This is a genomic window from Borreliella kurtenbachii (genome assembly GCF_030437945.2).
Lineage (GTDB): Bacteria > Spirochaetota > Spirochaetia > Borreliales > Borreliaceae > Borreliella > Borreliella carolinensis.
In genome coordinates, this window is the sequence record NZ_CP124058.1 from 32176 (window position 1) to 45554 (window position 13379).

Sequence of the window (13379 nt, forward strand, 5' to 3'; positions counted from 1 at the left end):
AAAAACCCCTTTATTAAAACTGGTACTATGGTAGCATATTAATGAAATTTAAAAAAGGTTTTTAAATTTATTTAAATTTAACTTTTTTCAAATTGTTACTTGAAATTCGCTTCCCAATGGAGCTTCTTGATTTGACCATAAAATTATCAATTTCAATTCTTTTAACAATGTCTTTATTTGTCAAAAATTCTATAAATTTGGGACTCAATGAAAAATCTACAAATTTATCATTTTCGCCTAAAAATTCATAAACTTTATCTGTAATAAATTTATCTATTTTAAACCTTTTAACATAATAAAAATTGTCAAGCCTGTTAAGATAAATTATTGAAAATATTTGCTCTTTTGAATTGTTTATATCATAAACTAAAGCACACACATTCTTTTTATCTATAAATGTCTTGTCTTCAATATTTTTAAGAACATAACTATTTTCTCTAAAAACCAATATTTTATCATAATAACTAGCATTCCCAATAAATTCACCATCAAAAAGACTAGTTCCTACAAAACCTTCTGCCAAGTTTAAATAAACTTTCATATTCTTTGTAGCTATTTCTTTTACATTCTTTGATTTGATTAAAGAAATTTTGGTCTTTCTTTGATGCTCTTTAGAATACTTTGCAAGTAATAAATCAATAAAGTTTATTGAATACCCTCTTATTGAAGAAATATTGCTATTTATACTTTTTAATTCTTTATTTAAAATTTTAATATCCTTGGAATTCTTATCAATATCAAAAAGACTTATTTTTCTAATTGGAATTTTAAGCAAATTTTCAACATCTTCTTTTAAAACTTCCCTTGAAAAAGATTCTTTATACCTTAAAACCTCTGACAATATTATATTTACAACATTCTCTTCTTTAGAAATTGTTTCAAGAAGTTTATAAATCTTTTTTTCAATAAAAATTTGCTCTAGCGTTTTATAAAATATTTTTTCAAGAATCTTGCTTTTTTGCAATTCAAGTTCCATTTCTAAAATTTTTTGAAGATGTGCTGCATGAAACTTGATAAGATCTTTAATAGTATAAACAACAGGATATCTCTCACTAAGCAACAATAAATTAACAGAAATTGATATCTGACAATTTGTATAATGATACAACTTTTCAATCACTTCACTTGCATAAACACCACGAGGCAAAGACAGTTCTATGGCCACATTTTCAGCAGTAAAGTCATTAATGCTTGAAACTTTAATATAATTTTTTCTAATTGCTCTCTCAATCGAAGATATCAAACTCTCAGTAGTCTCGCCAAAAGGCAATTCCCTTATTACAATTGTTTTTTCATCTATGGTTTCAATTTTAGCTCTAACTAAAACTTTACCATTACCATCAGCATATTCATTAACATCAACTATCCCTCCCGTTGGAAAATCAGGATAAATATCGTAACTCTCTCCAAGAAGCTCGCTCTTTACTGCATTTAAAATCTCATTAAAATTATGAGGTAATATTTTAGCTGCCATTCCAACAGCAATTCCCTCACTTCCCTGAATTAAAATAACAGGAATTTTGGCAGGATAAAGCAAAGGTTCATTGTTTCTTCCATCATAAGAAGATTCATAAATTGTTATCTCTTTGCTGTAAAGAACATCAAAAGCCAAAGGAGTTAATCTACATTCAATATATCTAGAAGCAGAAGCGGGATCACCTGTAAACAAATTTCCAAAATTGCCCTGCTTTTCAATAAATAAATCCTTGTTAGCAATATTAACAAGAGCTTCATAAATTGATGTATCGCCATGAGGATGGTATTTCATTGTATTACCAACAACATTTGCAACTTTATGAAAGTTGCCATCGTGCATTTCAAAAAGAGAATGTATAATTCTCCTTTGAACTGGTTTAAACCCATCAACAACACTAGCAATAGCACGATCTTTAATAACATAAGATGAATATTGCAAAAAATTATCTTTAAGTACAGTTCTAATATCCATTAAATCAAATTCTCCATAATAAAATTCCGCCTCTCAGGAGTATTTTGTCCCATATAAAAACCCAATTTCTCTTTTATTTCTTTAATATTAAAAAGGTCCACCTTTGTAAGCTTAATGCTATTAATATCAATAAAACCTTTAAATTCATTTGGAGAAATTTCACCAAGACCTTTAAACCTTGTCACTTCACACCCCCCTTTAAGCTCTAGAATGGCTTTTTGCTTTTCTTCCTCAGAATAGCAGTAAACCGTGATTTTTTTGTTTCTAACCCTAAAAAGAGGGGTTTCTAAAATATACATATGCCCATTTAAAATTAAATCCTCAAAAAAAGTCAAGAAAAAAGTTAGCAATAAATTTCTAATATGAAATCCATCAAAATCTGCATCAGTTGCTATTATAACCTTATTGTACCTTAAATTTTCAATTGATTCTTCAATACCAAGAGCTACCATCATATTATAAAGCTCTTCATTTTTGTATATTTCAGATTTATTCTTTTCAAACATATTTTGGGGTTTGCCCCTAAGAGAAAATATGGCCTGGGTATAAACATCTCTACAAGACACCATTGAGCCTGTTGCAGAATCCCCCTCTGTTAAAAAGATCATGGTTTGTTCTGACTGCTTGCTACTGTCATTAAAATGAAATTTGCAATCCTTAAGTTTAGGGATTTTAAAAGATATTTTTTTTGCTCTTTCTCTTGCCTCTTTTCTTACACTACTTAATTCTTTTCTGAGTCGCTCATTATCAACTACTTTCTTCTCAATCAATTTTGCAAGTATTTTATCTTTATATAAAATTTCAGAAATTATCTTCTGCACTTCCTTTGCAACATTGCCTCTAGTTTCAATATTCCCAAGCTTATTCTTAGTTTGACTTTCAAATATTGGATCTTTAATTTTAACAGAAAGAGTTGCAACAAGCCCTTCCCTAATATCTGTTGAGGAATATGTTTTTTTAAGAAAATCATTAATAGCCCTTACAAAGCCTTCTCTAAAACCAGTCTGATGGGTACCTCCATCGTTGGTATATTGCCCATTAACAAATGAAAAATAAGTCTCCCCATAATTATTTGTATGGGAAAAAGCAAATTCTAAAGTTTTACTAGAAAAATAAACAATATCATAAAGCAAATCATCACTTTTAATTTCTGAATTCAAAAAATCTAAAAGACCATTTTTAGATTCAAAAATTTGATCATTATAGTTTATTATAAGGCCCTTATTCAAACAAGCATAATGGAAAAATCTCCTCTTGAGAAAATCTTCACTATAAGAATATTTTCCAAATATTTCTGAATCTGCTAAAAACTCAACATAAGTACCATCTTTATCAGAAGATTTTATTTCTCTAGATTCCAATAATTTTCCCTTAGAAAACAAAGCCTCAAAAGATTTGCCATTTCTTGTTGATCTTACTAAAAATTTTGAACTTAGGGCATTAACGGCCTTAGTTCCAACCCCATTAAGCCCTACAGAAAATTGAAAAACATCATTATTATACTTAGCTCCAGTGTTAATAACTGAAACGCTCTCAATGACTTTTCCAAGAGGAATTCCTCTCCCATAATCCCTAATAGAAATAAGATTATTTTCTTTTTTTATAAAAATTTCATTTCCATAACCCATAATAAACTCATCAATTGAATTGTCTATTATCTCTTTAATTAAAACATAAATACCATCATCAATATTAGAGCCATCTCCCAAGCGTCCAATATACATACCAGATCTTAATCTAATATGTTCAAGAGAAGATAGAGTAATTATTTTACTTTCATCATAATTTTGAGTCTTCATCTAAATCCTTGCTTTATAAATTAAATTTTAATGGTTTAAAGCTTTTTTAATATTTTCAAGCTTTTTAACTATTTGATCTCTAATAATACTAGTGAGGTTCTCTTTTTCATATTCATTTAATTTTAAAATATCTATCAAAGGATGGACATGAATATAAACAGATAGTCCAGAATTAAAAATAATATTTTTAATAAAAAAGTTATTAGTATTATAAAGAGTAACAGGAATAATTGATGTTCCTGTCTTTAATGCCATCTTAATTGCGCCTTTTTTAAAAACCTTAGTATCTCCCCCTTTATTTCTAGTGCCTTCAGGGAAAATCCCAATAGATCTGCCTTCTCTCATAACCTTTATTGCCTTAGCCTCAGCAGTAGCAGCAGATCTTATACTCTTTCTATTAACAAAAATAACATCCATAACAATTAAAATAATATTCACAAAAGGAACCCTAAGCAAAGAATGTTTTGCTAATATTACAAATGGACAAGCAAAAACATAAATAAAAATTAAAGGATCCATAGCCGCAATATGATTTCCCATTATTATTACATTGCTTTTTTTAGGAATATTCTCAGAACCCGTAACAATAATTTTAATTCCAGCAAGCCATAAGCTAATCTTAATGCAAGCCCGCATCATAATAAAACTAAGTCTAACAATATAGCGCTCAAGTAGAAAAATTTTACAAACCAAGTAAACAGGAAATAAAAAAAAAATTAAAATCAAAAAAAACAATAAAACATTAAAATAAGTTATAATACTTCTCAAGATTTTCATAAAAACTATTATCCTATTTTTTCTATTCGCTCAAGCTTTAATTTTTGCCCTTTAACTAAGCTTACATCATCTTTTAAAATTTTAATAGGATTTAAAATGATTGTAGAAAATTTCTGCTTTTGAACAACTCTTTCGCTATGCTCCAGAAAAAAAGATTCAACAAGCTTGTAACTACCCATGTCAATCTCATATTCAAGAACAAAATTATTTTTTAAGGGGAAAATATTAAAAATACCATAATAAATTTTATTCTCATCAATATAAGTTAAATGGGGATAAGAAAAGTCGTAAATTTTGTCCTTATACACATAATTTCCACTAGGAATAAAATAAATATCATTGACCTTTTTTTCAACATTTAAGATATTCTCATCAAATCTCTTAAATGTCCCCGAAAATCCACTATTATCATAAGAATTTGTACTAGTGTCAATTTTGATTTCAATGTTTTCTTTATCTACAATTTTTATCCAAAAGTTATAAACTATCAAATCTGAAAAAAGGGACTTTGCACTAACATTAAGCGTATTGTAAGCGGGTTTTGAAATATATTCAATCTTTGCAACTTCTTGAGAATTCTTTCTAAAAAGATTAATCTCGCTTGATTGCCTTTCAAAAGACAGGAATAAAACTTCTTCAATATCTCTACCGTGCTTTTTATTATAATTATGAACATCATACCAAACTCCGTGCAAAAATCTATAAACTTCATCTTTGCTTAAATTCTTTAAAGTTTTATAAATATTATTATCAATTTTACCAACTTTTTCACTCACAGAAGAAAGATAATATTTGCCCTGAGTATGAGAATATTCATATTTTTCAATCTTGCTGATTATTAAATCTTCTCCCACTTTTTCATACTTTTCTAAAGAAATAGGATAGCTTTCTCTTGATCTGTTTTCTTCATAAGCCGAAGATCTTGCATACTTATTGATAAGAACAGTGCCATTAACTTTGTCAAAAAAGATAGGCCTATAAGAAGAGACATCATTTAAAACAGATTTTTGAAAAACGTACAAAACAGATTTATCTTTTAAAAATCCCTGAACAACTATATTAAAATCATAATCGCCTGTAATATCTTCAAGATACATGTTATAAGAATTTTTTGGATCAATATCTATTTGAGTTTTAAAAAGAATCGTTCCAACTTTAATTTTAGGATCAAAGCCAATAATAAACAAATACGCATTAAAATTTGAAAAATTTTGAGCTAAAACTACCTGTTCAAAATACACATCTAAATTTAAATTTTCCTGCTGAACTGCAAGAATCTTATAACCTTTTAAATCTATAATATCTCCAAAAAAATCTTCCATTTTATTAACTTCTAAAGCATTAGAATTTAGATTGTCGACTTTGGAAAAAGATTTTACATCTTTGTTAAAAACAATAAAATCTTTGCTTACTTTAGAACACGCAAGAAATGCAAAAAAAAAGAATAAAAACAAAAATTGATAAAAATAATTATAAACCTGAATTAACGCTTTATCTTTAATCAGAGCAATTGCACTAACAACCAAAACCTTTGTCATAATGTTTATTTCTTAATTTTGACTAAAGTTTTGCAAAGCAAAAAACGACTCATTAAAATTATTAACAAAATCTTTTTTATTTAGCAAAAAATCTGTAATCAAGCCACTATTTGCAATGTTAAAATTGTCAAGAAGTTTTTCATTTTTGATTTCTTCTTTGAGTCGATTAGATCTTTTCTTGGCTGAATTGAGAAAAAATAAATAAACTTTTTTATTTGCCACAAAAGGCTTAGACCAAGAATTTTCTTTTAATCCAAAAATAACATCATAAAAAGACTTGCTATTATTAAACTCAACCAACTCTTTTAAAGTATTGGGGTAAATGTTAACATTATAAGATAAATTAACAATTTCTTCTTTCAAGCTAAGCTGATATTTTCCAAGAATTTGGCTTAAACTGCCAGATTTAATATCACCAAGAAAATCATTTAATTTATTTTCCAAATACCCTTCAATAACGCCTGGTTCATAAGTTTCAATGTAATTTTTAACAGAACTAATATCACGATCTAAATTTTTATCAAAATCATGAATATTGCCAAATGCCTTATATATTTGATATTCATTTTTATTTTTAATCTTAATAGGCTTACTAAATTCACCTTCTCTTAAAGAAAAAATGGAATTTAGATCTTCTTTCTTTTCAACATTAAGATCTAAATCAAAATAATATTTATCCAAAGCAACAACGCCCTTGAAATTAGCCATATCATCTGAATAAAGCTTAGCAAGCTCTTCAAATGGTGTTTTGTTTAATAGCTTATCATAAGCATTCCGAGCATCATTCATATTTTTAAAACGAATAGACGCAAGTGATAAACGTTTGAATAAATTTAAATTTTTCTCAGCATAAGAGATCACCTCTTTATTAGAAAAATCCTGATAGGAAAGAGAAAGATATGAAATATGCCTTTCTACAGTGCTCATTTCTTTAATCAGGTCAAAAAGAGAATCGGGAAATATCAAATTACTATTTAAAAAAATTCTCACATTAGAAAACAACATATTTTCTACCATATCATCATAAATTTTAACTTTTTGATAATCAGAAGTTTTATTATATCTTTTAGAACTGAAATTTCCACTAGGGTCTAAATATTCTGGAGATTTAAGTAAATTTTTATTCAGCGTTTCCTTAGAAATGTAAAAATTATATTTTTTTACTAAGTCTAAAAAAGCAACATCCTCAACATATTTCATAAATGCCAAATACCAGGCATTATAATCTGTATTAATATTTTTAGCATTGCCCTGCAATCTAGAATAAAGATTTGAATAATAATTAACATATTTGGCAAACTTACTATCTTTTTTATAGTAAATAGGTTGACCTTTATAAGAACCAAATTTTAAACCAGATGAATGAGCATTATCAAATATCCCCGGAAGTAAAGGCGCAATAATAAATCCGAAAACAATTAAAATAAGAGCAAAAATACCCCACATACCAACTTTTTTTTCTTTAGATTCAAGCTCAAGTAAATCATTTTTGACTTTTCTACTTCTTTTTCGCATAAAACAACCCTTAATAAACAAGCATGCTAATACTAATAATTTAACTACTAAATTATCACAATTGAAAAATTATTGCAATTGAAATATCTAACTTAAGATATACGCTTAAGTATAGAACTAAAAAAATTTTTGCATTTCTAATATAAAAACGAATCTCTCTAGATAAAAAAGGAGAATGAAATCAAAAGTATATGAATATGAATCAAAACAAATTCAACCTTAATATAAATATAACTAAGGACGAACTTTTAAGATTAATAAAAATAGTTTACAACAATTTTGGAATCAATCTCAGCGAAAAAAAAAAGCTGCTAATTGAAAGCAGATTATCATCCCTTTTGAAAGTTAAAGGTTTTAAAAATTTTACTGAATACATCAACTTTTTAGAAAAAAGCACTGGAAATATTCAATTAATCGAATTGGTAGACAAAATATCAACAAATCATACCTATTTTTTCAGAGAATCTAAGCATTTTGATTTTTTAAACAATAAAATATTACCCAAGCTTACTGAAAAAATATTAAACTCAGAAAACTCAGAAATCAGAATATGGTCAGCCGGCTGCTCAAGCGGTGAAGAACCTTATACAATTGCAATGATACTAAAAGAATATATGGAACATAATAAAGTAAATTTCAAAGTAAAAATCTTAGCAACAGACATTTCAATTAGCGTCCTAAATGAGGCTAGTGAAGGAATTTATCCTGAAGATCGTATAATAAATTTGCCCAAATATTTAAAAACTAAATATTTAAATCAACTTCAAGATGATAAATTCCAAGTTAAAGAAATTCTAAAAAAAATGGTTTACTTTAAAAAATTAAATTTAATGGATGAAAAATTTCCATTTAGCAAAAAATTTGACCTAATATTTTGCAGAAATGTCATGATTTATTTTGATGAAAAAACTAGAAACAACCTTGCCAATAAATTCTACTCCTATCTTAAAAAGGATTCTTATCTTTTAATTGGACATTCAGAAACAATTAGAGGAAACAAAAATCTTGAATACGTAATGCCTGCCACCTATAAAAAGAATTAATGCTCATGAGCATTAATTCTTTTTATAAATTTTCTATTATGTAAAATTTATTTGACTAAAAGGTCTAAAAATAATACTGCTAAGTTAGGTTTACTTTTTCGCCTATTCTAATAAAATAGAGCAATTCACCAATTGTTGCTACATGGTCGCCTACTCTTTCTAAAAAACTATTCAAAAATAAAATATTTAAAAGATAATCCAAATTTTCAGGATTTTTTTTCATTGCATCAATAACAATACTTTTCTGCTTTGAAAACAATTTATCTATTATATTGTCATACTTAACTATCTTTAATATTTTAGTAAAATCTCCATCAAAATATGCGTCAAAAATATCAGACAACATTTCTTTAGCTGTATCGGCCATTTCTCTTAAAGGTTTAAAATACAGATTAAGAAAATCAAAATCATCCAAATCTGATTCAAGCAGAAGAACAACCTTTACAATCTTAGTGGCATGATCTGCAATCCTTTCAAGAGAACTTATTATTTTAATAATTGCTAAAATTTCTCTAAGCTCTGTAGCAACAGGATGCTCAGTAGCAATTATTCTTCCACACAAATCCTCAATATCATACTGATAATCATCTATTATTTTTTCATCTTCATTGATTATTTTTTTAGCTAAACTTTTATCTTTAGATTCTAAGGCTATTAAAGAATCATCAATGATCTTAAGCACACATTCTTTCATATCCCAAAGATAATCTTTTATTATTTCAAGTTGCTTAGTAAGCTTTCTCCTTATCATATCATATCTCCTAAAAAAACCGCTTTAAAAACAAATATCTTACCTTGGCTCTCTCATAATAATAACTAAAAGGGTAATTATCAATAACTAATTTATAGTAATACAAGGCCTTTAAAAAATCTTTATACTTACTCTCAGACTCATAAAGCTTTCCCAACAAATAACTATATTTGTCTGAAAAGCTTGAATTAATATACTTAGGAAAGTAAAGAGAGCTAAAATTTAAAGCAAACTCATGCTCTCCCCTTGTTACTAAGAATTCAAAGATTTCAAGATAAATACTCTCAGAAAAATCTACATTCTTTTCAACTAAATATCTGGCGTTCTCCAAAACCTCTTCTTTAATATCTAATTCTATACCAAGCTTAATTAGATCAAAAACAATGCTTTGAAAGCATCTGTTCTTCAATTTCAAATAATTTTCATAAGACTTTAAATAATCCCTATTTTTATAATAAATTTCCGCCTTCAATAAAATATATTTATCGTCATTAAAATTATACTTATTAAGCAAATCTATTGCTCCTTTATAATCATTTATGTAAGATAAATTCAAAGCCCTGGCAATAACCTCTTTAGCGGTTATTGCATTAATACTGTCCTTTCCAAGTTCAAGACCATTATCACTTTCAATGTTCTTATCCTTGTCCTTGTTAGGGCCACCACCGCCATGCGGACTTGCAACTTCAAACTTCTTTGAAATTTTCAAAATAATTATTTTATTAAATTCACTTGAATCTTTAACATTTTGATAGCTGAAAACCAATTTAATTTGGCCTTCTTTTTTAAAAGTTTGAAAAGTAAAAACAGCACCGTTATCATAAGATTCTCCAATCAACTTAATAAAAGCTTCATTTTTAATGCTTTTAATATAAATCCAAGACTCATCTTTAAAATAAAGATTAAACTTTGAATTGGTATTTACATTAATATCTACCTCTCTACTACTAAAATCAAGCTCGTATGAATCACCTTGACTTATAAAAGCCGGCTTAGAGCAAACTTCAAAAGCAATAAATAACAAACTTATATAAATCAAATATCTTTTAATCATTTGGAAATTTCTAAAATCTTATCTATTAGTTTTTCATTCTCCTTCTCAATATCAACGTTAAATAAATTTTCCTTTTTAATCCAAAGATCCTTGAAAAAATTCTCATCAAGAAATTTATTTTTAATTAACCCATGAATAACTAAATTCTTATTTAAATTTTCATTTAAAAAATCAGGCCTTGGAATAAAAAAATCATCCATATTTAGACATTCATTTAAATCAAAATAAAAATCTTCCATATCAACCAATTTAACTTTAGCATCTAAATTGTCTTCAGCAGATTTTTGAGATTTTTCTAACATTTGTGTTGCATAAAAATAAGTAATGCTTGAAACAATAAAAATCAAAAATATTAAAATTAAAAAATATTTTTTAAAACTAAACTTACTATTTTGCATGTTAATTTCCTTAAATCTAACTTAATTATATATTAAACACCCTGCTTTCACCATTATCAAGTGTAATGCCTATCAAATTTTCACCGCCCTCAGAAACATATACATTATGGGTTATCACTAAAAGTTGGATTTTTTTCCCCAATTCTTTTAAAAGTAAAGAAAGTTTTTTGCTATTCTCAAAATCAAGAGCCGCATCAATTTCATCAAGCATGCAAAAACAAGCAGGAGAATAATAATAAAGTGCAAATAAAAAAGCCATACTAACCAAAGTACTCTCGCCTCCTGAAAGCATATTATTGTTTTTGACAAACTTGTTTGAAAAACTTATCTTAATCTCAACATTATCGGTATTTTCATTATAAAAAAGACTGGCACTTCCTTTAAAAATTTTTTTAAAAAAATAAGAAAAATTTTTATTAATCTCATCAAATGATTCTCTAAATTTTTTATAAATCTCATTTTTTATTTTTTTTTGGAGCTTTTGTAATGAATATTTTGCAAGCTTTAAATCTTCTACTTGTAAACTTATTTTTTCAAAACGATCCTTAGTTTCATCAAATTCTTTATCAATATTGAAAAATACATAATCACCCAGCTTAATTGCATCCATTTCTTTGCGCAATAACTCTCTGGTTGCAAGATCTTCTTCTAAATCAAATTTATCAGACATTTGATTAGAAATGTTGAAATTTTCGATTTCGCTCTTAATGCTTACATTAGAATTTAAAAGAAATTCGTATTCTGTCTGTTTTTTTATATATTCATAATAATTAGTTTTTTTAAAATCATTTAAAAATCCTAAAGAACTAAAATCTTTCTCCTTAAAAGGTTCACTACTGAATTTTGAAGCACCAATAAGATTACTTAAATTAAGCTGAATATCGCTCTTTTCTAAATTTAAATTCTCGAGCTTTAAATGCAAATTTTTAAGCTCTTCGTCAAGGCTATTCTTAGATTCAAATAAAAATTCTAAATTACCATCTATAAGTTTAATTTCATCCAAATTTTTAAATTTAGAAAGCTCTATATACTCAAGCTCACCTAATACATCATTTAGTTGAAGAGTCTTTTCTTCAATTAATCTCTCGATATTTGTTATCTCTTTGGCAAAATTTGATTTTAAAGCATTTTTTTCGAGCAAAAATTTTTTCAAATTAACATTTTGATCGAAAATAGGTTCAATTTTATCCCTCAATAAAGCCAAAAGATTCTCATCTTTGCTTATATACTTGATTAAATTTACTCTAATCTCTTTAATATATTTTATACTCAATGATTCTTCAAAAAGTTTAAGAGAGTCTAATATATTCTCCTTTAATAAAACAAACTCTTCTGATTTGGCACTCTTTAATACAGATACAATTAGATCAACAAGTTCAAAGAAACTTTTAGTATACCTATTAATCTCGTCACTTAAAGAAAAAAATTCATTTTTCTTTTCTTTAAGCAAACTATTTAATTGATATAAATTGTTATTTATAGATTTTTTTTTCTCTTCGGACTCAGATTTGCTCTTGACAAACTTATCTTCCAAATTCATCTTCAATGTCTTTTCTTGCTCTAATTTTTGAATTTTAATCTCTAACCCAAGAATTTTAGACTTTATAAGCTCAAGATCCTTTTCTAATTCTTGAATATTATTAATAACATTTTTTTCTCTAAATGAATAAAATTCTAACTTTTCCTTAAAACTAGAAGACAAAAATTTGCTCAACCCGTCTAAATTTAATTCGCTCTTCAAGACATTAAGATCAAAATTAATATTGAAAAGCTTTTTTAATGTTATTGTTTTTTCTAAAGCTTCTAATTTTTGACTTAAATCTTGATGTTTTTTCCTCAAAAAGTAAGCATTTTTTATGTTGTCGTATTTTTGCCTTAAATTTTCTTGCAAGGACAACAAAGATGATAAATTTTGATTAGATTGCTTAAAATTTTTCAAGGCCTCTTCTTCTTCAATTTTTAAAACATCTATTCCACTTGCCTGTTCAATTAAAGATTTGAGATTTACATTTCTTTCCAAAGAAATGTCTTCAACCTTGCCTTGAGTTATAAACATATAAGGTGATTTTTTAAACTTAAACCTGTTTAAAAGTCTATTATAATCTTGAAAATTCAAAGTTTTATTATTAAAATAATATTCACTTGAGCCGTCCTTATAAAGACGCCTGCGAATATAAAAGTCTCCTTTAAATTCCTTTAAAGTCGATTTTTCAGAGTTAATGTTGTTGCTAAAAAAAAGAGTTATTTCTGCAAAATTTGATTTTCCTAATTTTGAAACAGAAATTAAATCAGAAATATCTTCAACCCTTAAAAATTTTAAATTATCTTCTCCCATACAAAAACGCACAGCATCAATAAGATTGCTCTTTCCACATCCATTAGGCCCCACAATAAAACTTAAATTTTCGCCTATTTCAAACTCTTGTCTATTTAAAAAAGATTTAAACCCCAAGAGCACTATTTTTCTTAAAACCAAACTAACTCCCAATTAAAATTAAAAACTAATTACTGATAAATCTATAATTTCATATTATAATAAATAAAAATATTTTAAAA

The 13379-nt window shown here is 26.7% G+C and carries 10 protein-coding genes; 1 reads left to right on the forward strand and 9 read right to left on the reverse strand.

Going from position 1 to position 13379, the window contains the following annotated elements; genetic code table 11:
* Nucleotides 1-67 precede the first annotated feature (67 nt).
* The 5 genes from QIA22_RS00740 to QIA22_RS00760 are packed head-to-tail and all read right to left on the reverse strand — an operon-like array spanning nucleotide 68 to nucleotide 7577.
* Complete coding sequence (locus tag QIA22_RS00740) at nucleotides 68-1948, reverse strand: DNA topoisomerase IV subunit A (protein ID WP_301611272.1); 1881 nt, start codon at nucleotides 1946-1948, stop codon at nucleotides 68-70.
* Entirely contained in the window at nucleotides 1948-3747 is a 1800-nt protein-coding gene (locus QIA22_RS00745) for a DNA topoisomerase IV subunit B (protein WP_301611273.1), read from the reverse strand. The genes QIA22_RS00740 and QIA22_RS00745 overlap by 1 nt, the downstream gene beginning before the upstream one ends.
* Before the next feature lie 27 nt (nucleotides 3748-3774).
* Entirely contained in the window at nucleotides 3775-4524 is a 750-nt protein-coding gene (locus tag QIA22_RS00750) for a 1-acyl-sn-glycerol-3-phosphate acyltransferase (protein WP_301611274.1), read from the reverse strand.
* Between the two features lie 8 nt (nucleotides 4525-4532).
* On the reverse strand, nucleotides 4533-6062 hold the full coding sequence (locus tag QIA22_RS00755; protein WP_301611275.1) for a pallilysin-related adhesin: 1530 nt from the start codon (nucleotides 6060-6062) through the stop codon (nucleotides 4533-4535).
* A gap of 12 nt (nucleotides 6063-6074) precedes the next feature.
* Nucleotides 6075-7577: a peptidylprolyl isomerase gene (locus tag QIA22_RS00760; RefSeq protein WP_301611276.1), complete on the reverse strand. Its 1503-nt coding sequence runs from the start codon at nucleotides 7575-7577 to the stop codon at nucleotides 6075-6077.
* A gap of 191 nt (nucleotides 7578-7768) precedes the next feature.
* On the opposite strand from QIA22_RS00760, the gene QIA22_RS00765 reads away from it, so the two are divergent.
* A complete protein-coding gene (locus QIA22_RS00765) occupies nucleotides 7769-8620 on the forward strand; it encodes a protein-glutamate O-methyltransferase (RefSeq protein ID WP_301611277.1) in 852 nt (283 codons plus the stop codon).
* Between the two features lie 79 nt (nucleotides 8621-8699).
* On the opposite strand, the gene phoU is transcribed toward QIA22_RS00765, so the two are convergent.
* From phoU to QIA22_RS00785, 4 genes are read right to left on the reverse strand one after another with little or no spacing between them, the layout of a single operon-like run.
* Nucleotides 8700-9371 carry a phosphate signaling complex protein PhoU gene (phoU, locus tag QIA22_RS00770; protein ID WP_014023301.1) on the reverse strand — a complete coding sequence of 224 codons (672 nt, stop codon included), beginning with the start codon at nucleotides 9369-9371 and terminating at the stop codon, nucleotides 8700-8702.
* Between the two features lie 10 nt (nucleotides 9372-9381).
* Nucleotides 9382-10425: a hypothetical protein gene (locus tag QIA22_RS00775; protein WP_301611278.1), complete on the reverse strand. Its 1044-nt coding sequence runs from the start codon at nucleotides 10423-10425 to the stop codon at nucleotides 9382-9384.
* The gene (locus QIA22_RS00780) at nucleotides 10422-10823 is read right to left on the reverse strand and encodes a hypothetical protein (RefSeq protein WP_301611279.1); all 402 of its coding nucleotides are present in this window, start codon (nucleotides 10821-10823) and stop codon (nucleotides 10422-10424) included. Before QIA22_RS00780 ends, QIA22_RS00775 begins: the two co-directional genes overlap by 4 nt.
* A gap of 25 nt (nucleotides 10824-10848) precedes the next feature.
* Nucleotides 10849-13299 carry a chromosome segregation SMC family protein gene (locus tag QIA22_RS00785; protein WP_301611280.1) on the reverse strand — a complete coding sequence of 817 codons (2451 nt, stop codon included), beginning with the start codon at nucleotides 13297-13299 and terminating at the stop codon, nucleotides 10849-10851.
* Between the last annotated feature and the right edge of the window lie 80 nt (nucleotides 13300-13379).